Source organism: Pseudomonas sp. Leaf15, from assembly GCF_001421425.1.
In the GTDB taxonomy this organism is placed as follows: domain Bacteria; phylum Pseudomonadota; class Gammaproteobacteria; order Pseudomonadales; family Pseudomonadaceae; genus Aquipseudomonas; species Aquipseudomonas salomonii.
On sequence record NZ_LMKI01000032.1, the window covers coordinates 106024 to 124781 of the forward strand.

At 62.0% G+C, this 18758-nt stretch carries 13 protein-coding genes; 11 read left to right on the forward strand and 2 right to left on the reverse strand.

Features of this window, described 5'->3' with window-relative positions; genetic code table 11:
- The first annotated feature begins 332 nt into the window (after window positions 1–332).
- From urtA to ureC, 11 genes are all read left to right on the forward strand, one after another.
- Window positions 333–1598: an urea ABC transporter substrate-binding protein gene (gene urtA, locus ASE80_RS19980; RefSeq protein ID WP_056860479.1), complete on the forward strand. Its 1266-nt coding sequence runs from the start codon at window positions 333–335 to the stop codon at window positions 1596–1598.
- Window positions 1599–1724: 126 nt separating this feature from the next.
- Window positions 1725–3227 carry an urea ABC transporter permease subunit UrtB gene (urtB, locus tag ASE80_RS19985; RefSeq protein ID WP_056860480.1) on the forward strand — a complete coding sequence of 501 codons (1503 nt, stop codon included), beginning with the start codon at window positions 1725–1727 and terminating at the stop codon, window positions 3225–3227.
- Window positions 3227–4294 (forward strand): urea ABC transporter permease subunit UrtC, encoded by a 1068-nt coding sequence (urtC, locus tag ASE80_RS19990; protein ID WP_056860481.1) that lies wholly within the window; start codon window positions 3227–3229, stop codon window positions 4292–4294. The genes urtB and urtC overlap by 1 nt, the downstream gene beginning before the upstream one ends.
- Window positions 4291–5124 (forward strand): urea ABC transporter ATP-binding protein UrtD, encoded by an 834-nt coding sequence (gene urtD / locus ASE80_RS19995; protein ID WP_162238858.1) that lies wholly within the window; start codon window positions 4291–4293, stop codon window positions 5122–5124. Before urtC ends, urtD begins: the two co-directional genes overlap by 4 nt.
- 139 nt (window positions 5125–5263) lie before the next feature.
- Complete coding sequence (urtE, locus tag ASE80_RS20000) at window positions 5264–5962, forward strand: urea ABC transporter ATP-binding subunit UrtE (RefSeq protein WP_056860483.1); 699 nt, start codon at window positions 5264–5266, stop codon at window positions 5960–5962.
- A 31-nt stretch (window positions 5963–5993) separates the two neighbouring features.
- Window positions 5994–6833, forward strand: a complete 840-nt coding sequence (locus ASE80_RS20005; RefSeq protein ID WP_056860484.1) for an urease accessory protein UreD — start codon at window positions 5994–5996, stop codon at window positions 6831–6833.
- A 159-nt stretch (window positions 6834–6992) separates the two neighbouring features.
- Window positions 6993–7295, forward strand: coding sequence for an urease subunit gamma (gene ureA, locus ASE80_RS20010; RefSeq protein WP_032878149.1), 303 nt, complete (start codon window positions 6993–6995; stop codon window positions 7293–7295).
- Window positions 7296–7304: 9 nt separating this feature from the next.
- A complete protein-coding gene (locus ASE80_RS20015) occupies window positions 7305–7817 on the forward strand; it encodes a GNAT family N-acetyltransferase (RefSeq protein ID WP_056860485.1) in 513 nt (170 codons plus the stop codon).
- Between the two features lie 5 nt (window positions 7818–7822).
- On the forward strand, window positions 7823–8356 hold the full coding sequence (locus ASE80_RS20020) for a GNAT family N-acetyltransferase (protein ID WP_056860486.1): 534 nt from the start codon (window positions 7823–7825) through the stop codon (window positions 8354–8356).
- A complete protein-coding gene (locus tag ASE80_RS20025; protein ID WP_056860487.1) occupies window positions 8353–8661 on the forward strand; it encodes an urease subunit beta in 309 nt (102 codons plus the stop codon). Before ASE80_RS20020 ends, ASE80_RS20025 begins: the two co-directional genes overlap by 4 nt.
- A 124-nt stretch (window positions 8662–8785) precedes the next feature.
- The gene (gene ureC / locus ASE80_RS20030) at window positions 8786–10486 is read left to right on the forward strand and encodes an urease subunit alpha (RefSeq protein WP_056860488.1); all 1701 of its coding nucleotides are present in this window, start codon (window positions 8786–8788) and stop codon (window positions 10484–10486) included.
- 82 nt (window positions 10487–10568) lie between these two features.
- Here the strand turns inward: ureC and ASE80_RS20035 are convergent, their stop codons facing one another.
- On the reverse strand, window positions 10569–11507 hold the full coding sequence (locus tag ASE80_RS20035) for a DnaJ C-terminal domain-containing protein (RefSeq protein WP_056860489.1): 939 nt from the start codon (window positions 11505–11507) through the stop codon (window positions 10569–10571).
- 160 nt (window positions 11508–11667) lie between these two features.
- Complete coding sequence (locus ASE80_RS20040; protein ID WP_056860490.1) at window positions 11668–18648, reverse strand: NEL-type E3 ubiquitin ligase domain-containing protein; 6981 nt, start codon at window positions 18646–18648, stop codon at window positions 11668–11670.
- Between the last annotated feature and the right edge of the window lie 110 nt (window positions 18649–18758).

Sequence of the window (18758 nt, forward strand, 5' to 3'; positions counted from 1 at the left end):
GCACCGGGTTCTGAGGTCATTCTCAACAGGTCACCCACCCCCCAAGTGGTGAATAGTTAGCCATGGACCTGAGCGTAACTCACGCAACACACATTGGTTGAGCGTTCATCCCGGAACATCCCTGCACAGCGTTTGCGCTGCCTATCTATCTCTGCGCCCTGTTTTAGCGCCACACCTGCACCTGACGGCAATTGCAGCGCCAAGCTGGTGCACCCCCGTGCCAATGTCCGTAACAACCACTCACAGACACCGGTGTTTGCCGCCGCAGGCACAGCCTTTGCAAAGCCCTGTGTATCTGCCCCACAACACTATCGGTTTACGGAGATCGCACCATGAAGCGTCGTAGCTTGATCAAGGCTTTCACTTTGTCGGCATCCATTGCCGCCATGGGTTTGACCTGGACCGTCCAGGCCGCCGAGACCATCAAGGTCGGCATCCTGCACTCGCTGTCCGGGACCATGGCGATCTCCGAAACCTCGCTTAAAGACATGGCGCTGATGACCATCGACGAGATCAACGCCAAGGGCGGTGTGAACGGCAAGATGCTGGAACCGGTGGTGGTGGACCCCGCGTCGAACTGGCCGCTGTTCGCTGAAAAAGGCCGGCAGTTGCTGACCCAGGACAAGGTTGCCGTGGTGTTCGGCTGCTGGACCTCGGTGTCGCGCAAATCGGTATTGCCGGTGTTCGAAGAACTCAACGGCCTGCTGTTCTACCCGGTGCAGTACGAAGGTGAAGAGATGTCGCCGAACGTGTTCTATACCGGTGCGGCGCCGAACCAGCAGGCGATCCCGGCCGTGGAATACCTGATGAGCGAAGAAGGTGGCGGCGCCAAGCGCTTCTTCCTGCTCGGCACCGACTATGTGTACCCGCGCACCACCAACAAGATTCTGCGCTCGTTCCTGCACTCCAAAGGCGTAGCCGATAAGGATATCGAAGAGGTCTACACCCCGTTCGGCCACAGCGACTACCAGACCATCGTCGCCAACATCAAGAAGTTCTCGGCCGGTGGCAAAACCGCTGTGATCTCCACCGTCAACGGCGACTCCAACGTGCCGTTCTACAAAGAGCTGGCCAACCAGGGCCTGAAGGCCACCGACGTGCCGGTGGTGGCGTTCTCCGTGGGTGAAGAAGAACTGCGTGGCATCGACACCAAGCCGCTGGTGGGCAACCTCGCGGCCTGGAACTACTTCCAGTCCGTGGAGAACCCGGTGAACAAGAAATTCGTCGCCGACTGGAAGGCCTACGCCAAGGCGCACAACCTGCCAGGCGCGGACAAAGCCGTGACCAACGACCCGATGGAAGCCACTTACGTAGGCATCCATATGTGGGCACAGGCGGTTGAGAAAGCCAAATCCACCGATGTCGACAAAGTCCGTGAAGCCATGGCCGGCCAGACCTTCGCCGCGCCGTCGGGCTTCACCCTGACCATGGACAAGACCAACCACCACCTGCACAAGCCGGTGATGATCGGCGAGATCCAGGCCGACGGGCAGTTCTCGGTGGTGTGGCAGACCGAGAAGCCGATCCGCGCCCAGCCGTGGAGCCCGTTCATTCCGGGTAACGACAAGAAGCCGGACTATGCCGTGAAGAGCAACTGATCCGCTGATCGTTCCCACGCTCCGCGTGGGAATGCATCCCGTGACGCTCTGCGTCACAACGCGGACGCAGAGCGTCCAAGGCGGCATTCCCACGCAGAGCGTGGGAACGATCTAAAGGAAACCTTTATGCCCACTGCCCTTTACCGCTTCATCCTCGCCGCCCTGCTGTTGCTGCCCTTCGCCGCACACGCCAGCGACGCCGAAGACTTCATCAACGCCAACCCGATGCAACAAGCCAAGCTGCTCCAGGACTGGGCCGCCCAGCCCGACCCGGCGCGCATCGAGCTGGTGGACGCGCTGCAACAAGGCCAACTGAACGTCAACGGTGAAACCAAAACCGTACGCCTGAACAACCGCCTGCGCGGTTTGATCGACAACGTGCAAGCCAGCCAGCAACTGCTCGCCGCCGACCCGAAGGTGCGCCTCGCTGCTGCGCAAACCCTGCAAAAAAGCGCACAACCTGCGCAGCTCAAATTCCTCGACCAGCAAGTCGCCGCCGAGACCAACGAGGCCGTGCACACCGCGTTGAGCCTGGCGCTGGCCAACCTGCAACTGGTCGACCCCGACCCGGTCATTCGCCTCGCCGCCGTGCGCCTGCTGGGCGGCACCGGCGACCCGCTGGCACGCACGCGCCTTGAGGCGCTGCTGGCGCCCGGTGTCGAAACCGACGCCGCCGTGCACACGGCCGCCGAGACCAGCCTGGCTCAGGTCAAGCGCAAATTGATGTTCGGCGAGATCCTCGGCCAGGCCTTCAGCGGCATGTCTTTGGGTTCGATCCTGCTGCTCGCGGCCCTGGGCCTGGCGATCACCTTCGGCCTGCTGGGCGTGATCAACATGGCCCACGGCGAAATGCTGATGCTCGGCGCTTATTCCACCTACGTCGTGCAACTGATGATGCAGCGCTATGTGCCGGCGGCCATCGAGTTCTACCCGTTGATTGCACTGCCGGTGGCGTTTTTTGTCACGGCGGCCATCGGCATGGCGCTGGAGCGCACGGTGATTCGCCACCTCTACGGGCGACCACTGGAAACCCTGCTGGCCACCTGGGGCATCAGCCTGATGCTGATCCAGCTGGTGCGCCTGGTGTTCGGTGCGCAGAACGTCGAAGTCGCCAACCCGCAATGGCTGTCCGGCGGCATTCAAGTGCTGCCCAACCTGGTGCTGCCGTACAACCGCATCGTGATCATCGCCTTCGCGCTGTGCGTGGTGGTGCTGACCTGGCTGTTGCTGAACAAGACGCGCCTGGGCCTCAACGTGCGCGCCGTCACCCAGAACCGCAACATGGCCGCGTGCTGCGGCGTGCCCACCGGGCGTGTGGACATGCTCGCCTTTGGCCTTGGCTCCGGCATCGCCGGGTTGGGCGGCGTAGCGCTGAGCCAGATCGGCAACGTCGGCCCGGACCTGGGCCAGAGCTACATCATCGACTCGTTCCTGGTGGTGGTACTCGGCGGCGTCGGCCAGTTGGCCGGTAGCGTGATGGCCGCCTTCGGGCTGGGCATCGCCAACAAGATTCTTGAACCGCAGATCGGCGCCGTGCTCGGCAAGATCCTGATCCTCGCGCTGATCATTCTGTTTATCCAGAAACGCCCGCAAGGACTCTTTGCACTGAAAGGACGGGTGATCGACTGATGAACCAGCCATTGATGCTTACCGCCGCGCAAAAGGCCGGCCCCAAGGTCACGATAGCGGTGGGCGCGGTCATTTTGATCCTGCTGCTGGCGCTGCCGTTGTGCTCGCTGCTGGCGCCGGAAAATCCGTTTCACGTCTCGGCCTACACCCTGACGCTGGTGGGCAAGATCCTCTGCTACGCCATCGTCGCCCTCGCGCTGGACCTGGTGTGGGGCTACGCGGGGATGTTGTCCTTGGGCCACGGTTTGTTCTTTGCCCTCGGCGGTTATGCGATGGGCATGTACCTGATGCGCCAGGCGTCCGGCGATGAGTTGCCGGCGTTCATGACCTTTCTGTCGTGGACCGAATTGCCGTGGTACTGGGTCGGCACCGAGCACTTCCTGTGGGCCATGTGCCTTGTGGTGTTGGCGCCCGGTTTGCTGGCCTTGGTGTTCGGGTTCTTCGCCTTTCGTTCGCGGATCAAGGGCGTGTATTTTTCGATCATGACCCAGGCGCTGACCTTTGCCGGGATGCTGCTGTTTTTTCGCAATGAAACCGGGTTTGGCGGCAATAACGGCTTCACAAACTTTCGCAGCATCCTGGGCTTTGGCATCACCGAGCCGGGCACGCGGGCGGTGCTGTTTGTGGCCACCGTATTGTTGCTGGTCGCCAGCTTGTACACAGGCTGGCGCCTGGCGCAGAGCAAGTTCGGCCGCGTGCTCACGGCATTGCGTGACGCCGAAAACCGCCTGATGTTCTGCGGCTACGACCCGCGCGGTTTCAAGCTGTTTGTGTGGGTGTTGAGTGCAGTGCTGTGTGGGTTGGCCGGCGCGTTGTATGTGCCGCAAGTGGGCATCATCAACCCCAGCGAAATGTCGCCGACCAACTCCATCGAAGCCGCCGTGTGGGTGGCCCTGGGCGGGCGCGGTACGCTGATCGGCCCATTGCTCGGCGCCGGTGTGGTCAATGGCATGAAGAGCTGGTTCACCGTGGCCTTCCCGGAATACTGGCTGTTCTTCCTTGGGGCGCTGTTCATCATCGTCACCCTGTACCTGCCCAAGGGCATCATCGGCCTGCTGAAGAAATGAGGAACGTCATGCTTGAACCTATTTTCGACGCAGGCAGCGGCCGCGATGCCATCGGCATTGGCCAGGCCGCCGGCAAGGGCCTGAACACACGCCACGGCACCATCCTGACCCTGGAAGACATCAGCGTCAGCTTCGATGGTTTCAAGGCGCTCAATGACTTGAACCTGTACATCGGCGTCGGCGAATTGCGCTGCATCATCGGCCCCAACGGCGCGGGCAAGACCACACTGATGGACGTGATCACCGGCAAAACCCGCCCCAGCCATGGCAAGGCCTGGTTTGGTGAAACCCTGGACCTGACCAGCATGAGCGAAGTGCAGATCGCCCAGGCCGGCATCGGCCGCAAGTTCCAGAAGCCCACGGTATTCGAAGCCCTGAGCGTGTTTGAAAACCTCGAGCTGGCGCAGAAAACCGACAAGTCCGTGTGGGCCAGCCTGCGCGCGCGTCTGAGCGGTGAGCAGAAAGACCGCATCGAAGAAGTGCTCGATACCATCCGCCTGACCACCTCGGCACAACGCGCGGCGGGGTTGTTGTCCCACGGGCAGAAGCAGTTCCTGGAAATCGGCATGTTGCTGATGCAAGACCCGCAATTGTTGCTGCTGGACGAACCGGTGGCGGGCATGACCGACGCCGAAACCGAGTTCACCGCCGAGCTGTTCAAGCGCCTGGCGGGCAAGCATTCGCTGATGGTAGTGGAGCACGACATGGGCTTCGTCGGTTCGATTGCCGACCACGTGACCGTGTTGCACCAGGGCAGCGTGCTGGCCGAAGGGTCGCTTGCACAGGTGCAGGAAAACGAGCGCGTCATCGAGGTTTACCTCGGTCGCTAACGCTGGCGCGAACTGATCGTTCCCACGCTCCGCGTGGGAATGCATTCCGTGACGCTCCGCGTCACACAGCGGACGCAGAGCGTCCAGTGCAGCATTCCCACGCAGAGCGTGGGAACGATCAATTGAGGAGGTTTTGAACATGCTGCAAGTCGACAAGCTGCACCAGTACTACGGCGGTAGCCACATCCTGCGCGGACTCTCATTCGACGTGAAGATCGGCGAAGTCACCTGCCTGCTCGGCCGTAACGGCGTGGGCAAGACCACCTTGCTCAAATGCCTGATGGGTTTGCTGCCGGCCAAAGACGGCGCGGTGAATTGGGAAGGCAAGGCCATCACCGGGTTCAAACCGCACCAGCGCGTGCACGCGGGTATCGCCTACGTGCCCCAGGGCCGCGAGATTTTCGGGCGGCTGACGGTGGAAGAAAACCTGTTGATGGGCCTGTCGCGTTTCCCAGGCTCCGAAGCCAGGGAAGTCCCGGCGTTTATCTACGAACTGTTCCCGGTACTGCTGCAGATGAAACATCGGCGCGGTGGCGACCTGTCCGGCGGTCAACAGCAGCAGTTGGCAATTGGCCGCGCACTGGCCAGCCGTCCACGCCTGTTGATTCTCGACGAGCCTACCGAGGGCATCCAGCCGTCAGTCATCAAGGAGATCGGTGCGGTGATCAAAAAGCTCGCGGCACGCGGTGATATGGCGATCCTTTTGGTGGAGCAGTTCTACGACTTCGCCGCCGAACTGGCCGACCACTACCTGGTGATGTCACGCGGTGAAATCGTGCAGCAGGGCCGCGGTGAAAATATGGAAAGCGAGGGTGTACGCGGGCTGGTTACGATTTAATCTGTAGCGTCCTGACGATAAGCCCGAAAATATGAACCTGCCCGTTACTCCTGCCTTGTTCACCCCCAGCTGGCATGCCGAGCTGGAACTCGGCTATGCGCGTTTCGGCGACACCACGCGTCCGGTGATGCGCCGCCACCTTGGCCCGCTGCGGGTGCAAAAGCACCTGTACGCCGAAGGCCCCGAGGTGTGCCAGCACATCATCGTGCACCCGCCCGGCGGGATAGCCGGTGGCGACCGCCTGGACATCAGCGCCCATGTGGCCAATGGCGCCTGGGCGCAACTGACCAGCCCCGGCGCAGCCAAGTGGTATCGCGCCAGCGGCCCTGCGTTTCAACAGCTCGAATTGACCGTAGAGGCCGGCGCGACCCTGGAATGGCTGCCCCAGGAAACCATCGTGTTCAGCGCCGCCCAGGCCGAACTCACCACGCGCATTGATCTACACGGCGATGCCCGGCTGTTTTACTGGGACGTGGTGGCTCTCGGCCGCCCGGCCAGTGGCGAACGTTTTGACCTGGGCCACTTTCAATCGCAGCTGGATATTCGCCGCGACGGCCAGTTGCTCTGGCATGAGCGCCAGCGCATTGTAGGCGCCGACGGTTTACTCGACTCGCCCATCGGGCTGGACGGGCAGCCGGTGTTTGCGACGTTGCTGCTGACCGGCGATATAGACCCGCAATTATTGGAAACCTGCCGCGCCCTGCCCCATGCCGTGCGCGGCGATCTGACCCAACTGCCCGGCTTGCTGGTCGCCCGCTGCCTGGCCAGTGAAGCGCTGCTGGCGCGGGGTTGGCTGATTGATTTATGGAAATTGTTACGTCCGAGTGTGCTTGGGCGAGAAGCGGTTCCACCCAGAATCTGGAGCACATGAAGATCAACCTGTGGAACTGAATTTATGTGGGAGCTGGCTTGCCTGCGATGGCGGTGTGCCTGATACACCGCTATCGCAGGCAAGCCAGCTCCCACACCAGCCTGTTTCCACAGGGGATCTGCGGTGTTTTTATGAATGCTGTTTGAAGGACCTTGAACCATGGATTTGACCCCACGGGAAAAAGACAAACTGCTGATCTTCACCGCCGGCCTGGTGGCCGAGCGCCGCTTGGCGCGCGGTGTGAAGCTCAACTACCCGGAAACCATCGCCTATATCTCGGCCGCGCTGATGGAAGGCGCCCGCGATGGCCGCACCGTGGCCGAGCTGATGCACTTCGGCACCACCTTGCTCAGCCGCGAGCAAGTGATGGAAGGCATCCCGGAAATGATCCCGGATATCCAGGTGGAAGCCACCTTCCCCGATGGCACCAAGCTGGTGACCGTCCACCAGCCGATCGCGTGAGGCCCGGCCATGATTCGTGATGCTACCGAGCAAGACCTGCCGGCGATCCGCGACATCTACAACGACGCGGTGCTGAACACCACGGCGATCTGGAACGAGCAACCGGTGGACCCGGCCAACCGCCAGGCCTGGTTCGCGGCACGCCAGGCACAGCAGTACCCGATTCTGGTGGCGGTGGAAAACGATGAAGTCACCGGCTACGCCTCATTCGGCGACTGGCGCCCTTTCGAGGGCTTTCGCTACAGCGTTGAGCACTCGGTGTACGTGCGCAATGACCAACGCGGCAAAGGCCTCGGCCCGCGCCTGATGCAGGCCCTGATCGAACGCGCCGCAACCTGCGGCAAGCACGTGATGGTCGCGGCCATTGAAAGCGGCAACCAGGCGTCTATCCGCCTGCACGAGCGCCTGGGTTTCATCAGCACCGGGCATATGCCGCAAGTGGGCATCAAGTTCGGCCGCTGGCTGGACCTGACCTTTATGCAACTGACATTGAATCCGGGCGCCGAACCGCCCAAGGAGTGAGATCGATGAGCGCTACGCACCTGCGTCGAGTCAATGCTGAGAGTTTTGCCCACTACCGCCTGGGTTTGATTGAGCTGTTGCTGGACGCGGTGAAGCACGGCGCTTCTGTCGGTTTTATGGCTGACTTCGATGAAGCCCAGGCCCGCACCTATTTGAGTGGCGTGCAGGCAAGTATCGAAGACGGCAGCCTGCTGCTGTGGGTGGTGGTGCGCGACGAGCAAGTGATCGCCAGCGTGCAACTGGCGCTGTGCCTGAAAGCCAATGGCCTGAACCGCGCCGAAGTGCAAAAGCTGCTGGTACACAGCAGCGCCCGCCGCCATGGCCTGGGCCAACAGTTGATGAACACCCTGGAACTCGCCGCACGCCAGCACAAGCGCGGCCTGCTGTACCTGGACACCGAGGCCGGCTCCGGCGCCGAAGCCTTTTACCAGTCGCTGCGCTACACCAAGATCGGTGAGCTGCCCGACTACTGCCAAAGCCCGGACGGGCGCTACACCCCGACCGCCATCTACTTCAAGACCCTGGGGCAACCTGCATGATTCCTGGTGAATATCAGATCCAGCCTGGCGACATCGAACTCAACGTCGGCCGGCGCACCCTCACCCTTAGCGTGGCCAACAGCGGCGACCGGCCGATCCAGGTGGGCTCGCATTACCATTTTTTCGAGACCAACGACGCGCTGACCTTTGATCGCGCCGCCAGCCGTGGCATGCGCTTGAATATTCCGGCTGGGACGGCGGTGCGGTTCGAGCCGGGGCAAAGTCGCGAAATCGAGTTGGTGGATTTGAGCGGTGGGCGCCGGGTGTTCGGGTTTGCCGGGCGGATCATGGGCGACCTCGACTGATCGTTCCCACGCTCCGCGTGGTAACGCCGCCTGGGACGCTCCGCGTCCCGCCCTTAAGTCGTGACGCAGAGCGTCACCGGATGCAGTCCCACGCAGAGCGTGGGAACGATCAAGGAATACGCACATGAAGATTTCCAGACAAGCCTACGCCGACATGTACGGCCCCACCGTCGGTGACAAGGTCCGCCTGGCCGACACCGACCTGTTCGTCGAAGTCGAACAGGACTTCACCGTCTACGGCGAAGAGGTCAAGTTCGGCGGCGGCAAAGTCATCCGCGACGGCCAGGGCCAAAGCCAACTGCTCGCCCATGAGGTGGTCGACACCTTGATCACTAACGCGCTGATCATCGACCACTGGGGCATCGTCAAAGCCGACGTCGGCCTCAAAAACGGCCGCATTCATGCGATCGGCAAGGCCGGCAACCCGGATATCCAGCCCGGCGTGACCATGGCCATCGGCGCCAGCACCGAGGTGATTGCCGGTGAAGGCATGATCCTCACCGCCGGCGGCATCGACAGCCACGTGCACTTCATTTGCCCGCAGCAGATCGAAGAGGCGCTGACCAGCGGCGTCACCACCATGATCGGTGGTGGCACCGGCCCGGCCACCGGTACCAATGCCACCACCTGCACCTCCGGCCCGTGGCATTTGGCGCGCATGCTGCAAGCCAGCGACTCGTTCCCGATGAACATCGGTTTTACCGGCAAAGGCAATGCCAGCTTGCCGGAACCCTTGATCGAGCAGGTCAAGGCCGGGGCCATCGGTTTGAAGCTGCACGAAGACTGGGGCACCACACCCGCCAGCATCGACAACTGCCTGAGCGTTGCGGACGAGTACGACGTGCAGGTCGCGATTCACAGCGACACCCTTAACGAATCCGGCTTCGTCGAAACCACCCTGGCCGCGCTCAAGGGTCGCACCATCCACACCTACCACACCGAAGGTGCCGGTGGCGGCCACGCGCCGGACATCATCAAGGCCTGCGGCTTCGCCAACGTGCTGCCCAGCTCCACCAACCCGACGCGGCCGTTCACGCGCAACACCATCGACGAGCACCTGGACATGTTGATGGTCTGCCATCACCTGGACCCGAGCATCGCCGAAGATGTTGCCTTCGCCGAAAGCCGCATCCGCCGAGAGACCATCGCCGCCGAAGACATCCTGCACGACCTCGGCGCCTTTTCGATGATCAGCTCCGACAGCCAGGCCATGGGCCGTGTCGGCGAAGTGATCACGCGCACCTGGCAGACCGCCGACAAGATGAAAAAGCAGCGCGGCGCCCTGCCCGGCGACGGCCCCGGCAACGATAACTTCCGCGCCAAGCGCTATATCGCCAAGTACACCATCAACCCGGCGATCACTCACGGCGTCAGCCATATCGTCGGCTCGATTGAAGTGGGCAAGTGGGCTGATCTGGTGCTGTGGCGTCCGGCGTTCTTCGGCATCAAACCGACCTTGATCCTCAAGGGCGGCGCCATTGCTTCCAGCCTGATGGGTGACGCCAACGCCTCGATCCCCACGCCGCAACCGGTGCACTACCGCCCCATGTTCGCCAGCTTCGGCAGCTCGCTGCACGCCACCAGCCTGACCTTTATCAGCCAGGCCGCCCAGGACGCAGGCGTGCCCGAGGCGCTGGGGTTGAAGAAGCAGATTGCGGTGGTCAAGGGCTGTCGCGATGTGCAGAAAACCGACCTGATCCACAACGATTACCTGCCGGATATCGAGGTTGACCCACAGACTTATCAGGTCAAGGCCGACGGCCAGTTGTTGTGGTGCGAACCGGCGGATGTATTGCCCATGGCCCAGCGCTACTTTTTGTTTTAACCCAGGCACGCGTGCCGACGCCCCGGGTTATCTCGCGTTCCGGGGCGTGCGTTGCATTACCTGTCTTACGCAGGCTGCCCGCTCAGAAGTGTTCGCGGGGGTCGAAGGCGGCTTTTTCCGCCAGGGCTTGCCACAACGCCTTGACCTCATCGTCTGCCGCCTTGGGCATCACGGCTTTGAGCTGGATGAACAGAAAGCCGCGTTCACCGGCCTTGTTCAACAAACCATGGCCCTTGGCGCGCATGCGTTGGCCGTTCTGGCTGCCGGCCGGCACCTTGAGGTTGATCTTGCCGGTAAGGGTCGGCACTGCGACTTCCGTGCCCAGCGCCAGCTCCCACGGGGCCAGCGGCAGGTTGATGATCAGGTTTTCGCCATCGACTTCGAACTTGGCGTGCGGCGCAAACTTGATGATCAGGTACAGGTCGCCATTGGCACCGCCGCCAACGCCCGGTGCGCCCTGGCCCTTGAGGCGGATGCGCTCGCCATCGGCCACACCGGCCGGAATCTTCACATTCAGGCTTTTGACGGTGTTGCTGACATGCCGGCCGGAGGCGTCGTACTGCGGCACCTGGAAGCTGATCTGCTTGGATTCGGTGGACAGCGTTTCTTCAAGCGACACCGACAGCTGCATCTCCACGTCCTGGCCCTTGCGCCCGGTCGGACGGCGCTGGCCGCCACCAAAAGCATCGCCGCGCGCGCCGAAGATCGAGCTGAAGAAGTCCGAGAAATCGCCCGCGTCCTGGCCACCGCCAAAACCGCCACGGCTCTGCCAGCCCGGCGGGCCCTGGAACGGTTGGCCATGCTGGCCGTATTTGCGCAGCTCGTCGTACTCGGCGCGCTTGTCGGCGCTTTTGAGCGCTTCATAGGCTTCGGACGCATCCTTGAACTTGGCTTCGGCGTCCTTTTCCTTGCTCACGTCCGGGTGATATTTACGCGCCAGCTTGCGATAAGCGGCTTTGATCTCCTTGTCGTCGGCCGAGGGCTCGACACCAAGAATCTTGTAATAGTCTTTGAAATCCATCGGGGCTTCACCATCCTTTATCGAGATCGGCGGCGCACACGACAACCTTGATTCGCGTGCGCCCACCTGACGTATGCCTGGAAGATTGGGGCATACGTCAGGCCTTTCAAGATGGGCGCCCGGATTTACGATGACAGGCGCCTCGGCGACGCCACAAGGCTTATGGGAACTGCTTTTTGATCATGCTTTCGGTGTACTGGTAGTCCAACCGCAGCTCGACGCCCGCCGCAATGGCCTCGGTCGCAAACACCGCGGTCAAAATGAACGGCTTGCGCTTGGTGGTTGCCCCCTCTCCCACACCCAGCCACATATCCGCTTCGACATTGAATGCCACGGCTTCAACGTTGTACCCCGCTGCGGCCTGGCGTATCGGCTTGCCATTCGCGTCATAGTCAAAGTGGGTGTTGATCCTGGAGATAATGTTGTCTCCCGACATCTGGACCGCCTCCTCCTTGAGCTTGCCGTCTTCAAAGTAAGGCCGCTTGCCCACGACCATGGCGTAGGTTTGCCCACCGGGCGCGGAGAAGCCTTCGGGCAGTACCGTCCCCCCGTAGACGCCGACTATTTCGCCGCTGGCGATACGCCGATTGGCGACCACCATCGACTGCCCGACCAGCGCCTGCTCCCCAGGCACCCTCACATCATCGACAGTAAACTTGCGCAACTGCAGCTTCTGCTCATAACGCGCAGCCACTCGCTCATACCCTTCAAACTCCACGTATGGCTTGACCTGCTCCGAGGTGTATTGGGCGCCGGACTCCAGCGTGACGCGCTCGTCCATCTGGCGAATCAGCATCGGCCGGCCCTGGTAATCGCGCAGTGGGTACTTGCCATTGTTCGCGCGGTTATAACTGCCGGGGACATTTCTGAGCGTCACGAAATGCGCGTCGCGGCGCATGAAACTGAGTTCGGCAGCCGTGTAGGGCGCCACCGGCATGGACTCCTGGGCGTCTTCAAACTCATCGTCAGAGATTTCGGTTCTCATCCCGCCGGCCAGGCCTCTGCGTTTCCACACTCCGGCAATATCGGGTTTGGCGACGATCCCGCTGCGCACCAGTACCAGCGGATTATCCGGAGCCTGCACCCACAACAGGTAATGCTCGCCGTCCCCCGCATCGGGCATGCTGGCGACAAAGTAGCGTTTGCCGCTGAACGTCACCTCCTTGGCCTGGGACAGTTGCAACCCGGCCGGGCTCTCATGCGGGTAAACCAGGGCCTCATGGCTGCTGCGAGGCATCAGCGCCTCGGCGACTTCTTCGCGGGTCAGGGTCTGGATCAACTGCGCTTCTTCAATCGCGAACTGCGCTTGCAGATCGGCAACCTGAGCGTCGTAGGCCGTTTGCGATAACGCCCCCGACTCGAAGTCACGCTGCATCTGCGCCATGCGTTCCTGATGGGGCAGGTTCTGGGCTTCGAACCGCGAGCGGTATTTGTTCGCCACGAAGTCTTTCCAGAAATCCCTGGCCAGCAGCGATTCAAGCTCTTGTGCAGAGTTGTCCAGAAGGGTCACACGCCGATACGCATCATCCAGCATCGCCTGGGTGACATGCCCCAGAAAGGTGAATTTGGCCGCTTGAACCTGTCCCGGTAAATCCAGCCGGTCCTTGAGGCCTTCGCGGTACGCCAGGCGTATCTCGACCTCTTCCAGCGCCTCAAGGGCGGCGTCTTTCTGCTCGGCCGTCAGCTCTTGCCGGGCATTGATGGCCGTGCGGCGCTGCTCAATATCCGTCAGCGCGATCTTCTCCACCTCGTCCAGCCGGAACAGCGCCCTGGACAGTTTTACCAAGGCCTGGCCCTGAGTGGCGTCCAGCGCCAGTGACTTGGCCTTGTACACCAGCAAGCGCACTTCCAGGTGATTGAAGGTCAAGGCCGCCCGATCGCAACAGGCCGCACGGCCAGCCCACTCGAACATCTCCTTGCGCAACTGCTCCGACTCGGTGCTGTTTGCCGTGATGCCATCGATCACCTCCCAGACGCGGCGCTGCAGGTCTTGATGGCCCGCACCGGCATGGTCCAGGTCCCTGAGCATCTCAAAAAAACCGTCCGAATCCGGCGCCGCACGCAGCGAAGTCCACTGGCTTGACCTGAGCGCCGCCTGCTCGGCTGAAAGCCCCGAGGCCCAGCGCTGGAACGCGGCTTGAAGCTCACGTGCCGCCGGCGTGATGACCTCGCCCAAGGCACTGGAAACCAATAGGTTGGGATGCTCCGCGCTGGCTAGCCGCGCTTCGCGCAACCGGGCGCCGTAAGCCCTGACGCGTTGTTGCGTCTCGGCGCTCAGTGGGTTACCGGCCAGGTTGGTCACACGGGTGACCCGCAGGGTGTGCGCCAGTTGCTCATCCGACGGCGCGATAAGCGCATCGGGGAGTGTCGAAATCCGGTTACCTCGCAGGAAAACCGCATCCAGTTGCGGTTGTTCGCCCAGCCCGGTGGGCCACGTCTCGATGCCGGTGGACTCCAGGCCCAGGGAGCGTAAATCGGTCATTTGGCTGAAGTCCGGCGTCACGCCCAGGGGGTTGTTATTGAGCACCAGCCCTCTGAGGGTCGTTCGCGAAGACAAGCTATCGGCCGACTCGGCGGTCAGGCGGATGCGGTTGTTGTTCAGGAACAACCGCGTCAACCCGTGCATTTGCTTTAGTGCCGGCGGCAACTCGCGCAATTGGTTGTGAGACAAGTCCAGCCAGCGCACGCCTTGATGGCGGACCAGAAAACCCTCTGGCGAAGTGCCCAGGTTCATATTGCGCAACTTGAGTGAGCCGACATGGCTGAAGTCGGCATCCAGGTCGGGCAGGCTCGGCAGGTTCAGATCGCTGAGGTCCATCTCCAGGCCAATGGCGGTGCCATCGTCGGCCAGCATTTGCGGGGTTTCGCGCCGCCAACAGCTCAAAATACGTTGCTGGGCGATAAAACGGTCACGCCATCCGGCGCGCGCGGCGCGTTGTGTCGTAAGCACGTAGGGCTGGCGCTCACCGCCGCCTGAGAATACCCACCCGTCCAACTGACGTTGCAGCCTGTTAAACGCCTGTTCGCGCCGGGTCAGCTCCGCCTCGGCGCCTTCGCCCAGCGCCCACACAAACTCCCTGGCTTTTTGCGCGGTGTAACGCGGGTACATTCTTCGTACGGCGGCCACCCGCGGGTTACCACTGTCAAAGGCTTCGGGGAGGGCGTGCTGCAACAGGTCGGGGTGAGCGAGGGTCAAGTCTTGCCAGTAACGATCGAACGTTGACCAATAACCCTCGGGAAACAGATTGTGTTCAAGCAAGGTGACGTTATTGATCCGTGCAACGGTTTCAAACTGATCAGCCGGCGGGCCAAGGTTTTCTGCCGGTACCTGGCGCAGCCGGTTGTAACGCAAGTCGACCCGCTTTAGGCCTGTCTGCGTCCTGAGCCCCGAGGGCCAGCGCTCGATCCGCGTCCGATTCAGCCTCAGCTCCCTGAGCTGCGCCATGCCGCTGAAATCCGGCACCTCACCCAGCGGGTTATCCGACAGGTCAAGCACCTCAAGCGCGCTGAGTTCGCTCAGTTTTGCCGCGCTGTGTGCGGTCAACCGCAGCGTATTGGCGCGCAGGTTCAGCGAGGTGAGCTTGCTCATCTCGCCGATCACCGGGGGCAGCTCAGCCAGCCCGACTTTGATCAAACTCAAACTATTTACATGCGTGAAGTTTTCGAGGAACGCCGCACCGGCATCATCCGACCAAGTGATGCCGGACAACTCCAGCGTGGCCACATGGCTGAAATCTGCCTGTATTGGCGGCAGGTCTACCAAATGCACGTTGTCGTTGGACGACAACGTTAACGCTGCACCGGTTTCGCGGCTCCAGCACCGCATGATCTCGTTGGCGATGCGTACATAGGGGCCATCCAGCGCCATGCCAACCGGTCCTTTGCTGCGCTGCCACCGCCTCAAAGCTTTCTTCACTTGCGTGCGCTGTCGCTCCCAACCCGCCAGCCCGCGCTGAACATCCTCGCCCAGGGTTTGGATAAACGCCTTGATCTGCCCCTCGTCAAACGACGCAAACAACTTGTGCACCCGCTCCTCGGGCGAGCGCAACCTGTTGCGTGCGCTCTTCAGCATTTGCGCAACCCCTGGGGCACCGCCCATCAGGCGCACCATCGGGTCATACGCGGGCTTACGCACGGGGTTGTCCGCCAGCACCGTGCGCAATGCGTCACGGGGCAACGGCGCGCGTTGAATCGCCTGTTGCAGTTGCGCGGCGCTGTTCACGCCCATGCGTTGGCGCTCGTCCAGCGCCAGTTGCTCCCAGATCGCCGTGTAGAAATCCCCGGGCCGGGAACCCTGGAACTGGCCGCCTTCCATCACCACCAGGCTGCGTTTGGACGTGGCGTCCGGCGCGCCGATGGCATCCAGCAGCTCGCCTTGAACCGAGTACTGGCGCAGCTCCACCCGCGCGCCACGGTGCCAGCCGGGCAAGGTTTCCAGGGTACGCAGGGCCAGGCGCTGGCTGTCCAGGTGCCCCTGGGTGTCGAGGTGCAGCGCCTCATAAGCCCGCGCCACACGGGTTTCCTGCTCACACCACTTGGCCTGCGCGGCCAAACGTTCAGGCAGGCGGCCACTGCTGCGAAATACTTGCAACTCATCAACAGTGGCACCTTGCAGCAACGCCACCGCAGCCGGTGTCGGCAACGCCGGGTAAGCGTCCAGCACCCGTTGCACATCCGCCGTGGGCGTCAGGGCCTGCGCTCGGTAGCGCTCCTCCAGCAAGGGGCCTTTAAGACCATCAACCGCCTCGGCGATGTACTGGCGCAACTTGCCGGCCCTGACCTCCAGTGACTCTTCGGCGCTGCCGGGGAACTCCTTGAGCTGTGGGTCCACGCCTTGCAGGGTGTACAGCACTTCGCGAAGAAAATGACCGCCAGCCATGGCCCTCTCCGTCAGGACCACCACTCGCCGCCGCAACGCGAGCGGCTCATTCGGCGTTTCCCAGAGCGCCGCGCCCTGCGGCCCAATGACTTTCAAGGGCGCGTTCGCGGGCAACAGGCCGCGCCGCTGCAACGTGTCGAGTTGCAGCGCCGGGTCGGCCTTCATATGCACCAATGGGTCGCTGCTACGCAATTGCTCAACAAACGTACTGAGTTGTTGATGCAGCTTGAAACGCGTAATCGTGTCATCCAGCAACAGCGGCAGAGGCTCGTGATCAACCACCACGCGGCGCAGCGTGTCAGCCCCGACCCCGCTGATACGCACCGGATCGGCTTGCTCGGTAAGGCCCAGGCGCTTATGCAATGTGGCTTCATCCCAGGTCAGCGGCTCTTCAAGCTCGTGGGTCCAGACACCCTTGTGGTTGTGTTCGAGTTCGGGCGCATAGGCATCGGGCCGGCTCGGATGCTGGATGCGATACTGGCCCGTGTCGTCATCCTGTTTGACGCGGTAATGCTTGCCCTCGATCTCCACCCACTGCTGGCCATCCTCGGCGTACAGGCCTGACGCGTCAGGCGTTGCAGCCGGTGCCGGTTTGACTGGCGACTCATAGGCACCAAGATCAGGTTTCCACAGCACCTGCTTGCCCGACTCCAGGGTCACTGGTTTCAAATGATCCACCGCGCTCTGCCATTTGATAGCCGGCAAGACCTTGGCGCCGGTGGCGACAAACGCGACGTTCAGGGCCACCGAGGCGAAGTGCCCCCACATTTGTTTAAGCTCGCCGCGCTCGTAAGCCTCAATCCCCTCGTAAACCTCGTAGCACATCTGTGAGGCGCCTACCGCCAGCATGATCGGCCCCAGCCCCGGCACCACGAACGCGGCCAGATTGAACACGCTCACTGCCGCATCAAAGAAGCTCTCCAGCCGCGCCATCCGGGTTTTGCGGTCTTCGTCCTCGGTGGGCACCGCCACGGCGCGGGCATCGCTGAGGATCTTGCGGGTGTGCGCCTGAACCAGGCGTTCCCACAGGTTGCCGACAATGGCCACGTCGCTGATCGGCAGCCGCGCCAGCCCAGGCTGCAGAGGATAGTCGCCACCCTTGGCCGCGCCGTTGACGGGGCGAAACAGCTGATTGAACTGGCTGAAAAAACGGCCTTGTTCACGCTGCGGCACAAAACGACTGAAAAACCGGCGATAGGACGCGCTGTGCAAGCGCTGCCGGATGTCCACCATAAAGTCGGCGCTGGAGGCATATTCCTTGATCGGCTGTTGCGGATCGTTGGGGATGTACACCACCACGCGTTCAATGCGCTCCGAGCTTTGCCGATCAGGGCCGATCAACAATGGCCCGACCAACAAACTGCCAAAGATATTCAGCGCCGCGCAGGTCACCGGCTTGCCATCCAGGGTCAGGTTCTCGCCCTGGCCCAGCGCCAACTGTTTGAGCAACGAGTACACCTGCGCACTGATACGGCCCTGCGCCTGCAGCCAGGCGACTTCGACACTCAGTGCAAATTGTTGCTGGTGAAACGCCTGTAATTGCTGCTCCAGCGCCACGCGTTCGTCATCCCCCTCCGGCGCCACCACCGATTGGATATGCGCCTGGTACAACTTGCCCAGGTCGAGGCTGCGGCAGAGTTTGGCGAACCCAGAGGGCGTAACCGCCACGGCCTGGGCCTTGACGGCTGAAAATGTCGGCAGGATGTCGGGGTTATCGGTGTTCCAGGTGGTGATGATTTCGCAGGTGTCGCAGGCGGATGGCTGCTCTTCATCGGCCTCGAAATTGGCCAGCGCCGCTTCGAGCAGGGAAATCCCGCGGTAGCGGTGGCTCGCCGTCAGGTCGCTGGTGGTATCAAGGACGAGCGCTCCGTAGAAATCACTGCGGCCGCCGGCAGGGGCGTATTTGCGCGCAAAGAACACATTGCGCACATCCAGTTCGAGGTTGAACCGAGCCTTGATCGCGTCTTTGAGCGGCTGTTCGGCGAAGGTCAAAACATCCTCGATGTTGCCGAGGCGGTTCTCGATCGTGTTCAGTGTTTCGCGAAAGCGGTCGTGGCGCGCGGCCATGTCGGCCTTGGCCTGCGGTGCGGCGGCCAGGTACCAGGCGGGCATTTCCATTTCCAGCTTGCCGAGTTCTTCCTGGCGTTGCGTGGAGCCTTCCATGAACCAACGTGGTACACGTTCCTTAAGGAAGTCGTAATGAACGCCGCGAAGGTCGACATTGAAGGTGGCCTCGGAGGTCGAGGGGGAATCTGTAGGCATGACGGTTCATCCATGAGTGATGTAAAACCGCAGCCTAACCACCCCCATGGGTTTTAAAGGGTAGCTATGTATGGCCTTGAAACTGAACGCCGCCGAGGTTTACAGATAAC

Excerpts from the sequence above, each read along its gene's own strand:
- ASE80_RS20020 (WP_056860486.1), top strand. The coding sequence starts at position 7,823 with ATGAGCGCTACGCACCTGCGTCGAGTCAATGCTGAGAGTTTTGCCCAC.
- urtA (WP_056860479.1), top strand. The coding sequence starts at position 333 with ATGAAGCGTCGTAGCTTGATCAAGGCTTTCACTTTGTCGGCATCCATT.
- urtC (WP_056860481.1), top strand. The coding sequence starts at position 3,227 with ATGAACCAGCCATTGATGCTTACCGCCGCGCAAAAGGCCGGCCCCAAG.
- urtB (WP_056860480.1), top strand. The coding sequence starts at position 1,725 with ATGCCCACTGCCCTTTACCGCTTCATCCTCGCCGCCCTGCTGTTGCTG.
- urtE (WP_056860483.1), top strand. The coding sequence starts at position 5,264 with ATGCTGCAAGTCGACAAGCTGCACCAGTACTACGGCGGTAGCCACATC.
- ASE80_RS20005 (WP_056860484.1), top strand. The coding sequence starts at position 5,994 with ATGAACCTGCCCGTTACTCCTGCCTTGTTCACCCCCAGCTGGCATGCC.
- ASE80_RS20015 (WP_056860485.1), top strand. The coding sequence starts at position 7,305 with ATGATTCGTGATGCTACCGAGCAAGACCTGCCGGCGATCCGCGACATC.
- ASE80_RS20025 (WP_056860487.1), top strand. The coding sequence starts at position 8,353 with ATGATTCCTGGTGAATATCAGATCCAGCCTGGCGACATCGAACTCAAC.
- urtD (WP_162238858.1), top strand. The coding sequence starts at position 4,291 with ATGAGGAACGTCATGCTTGAACCTATTTTCGACGCAGGCAGCGGCCGC.
- ureC (WP_056860488.1), top strand. The coding sequence starts at position 8,786 with ATGAAGATTTCCAGACAAGCCTACGCCGACATGTACGGCCCCACCGTC.
- ureA (WP_032878149.1), top strand. The coding sequence starts at position 6,993 with ATGGATTTGACCCCACGGGAAAAAGACAAACTGCTGATCTTCACCGCC.
- ASE80_RS20035 (WP_056860489.1), bottom strand. The coding sequence starts at position 11,507 with ATGGATTTCAAAGACTATTACAAGATTCTTGGTGTCGAGCCCTCGGCC.
- ASE80_RS20040 (WP_056860490.1), bottom strand. The coding sequence starts at position 18,648 with ATGCCTACAGATTCCCCCTCGACCTCCGAGGCCACCTTCAATGTCGAC.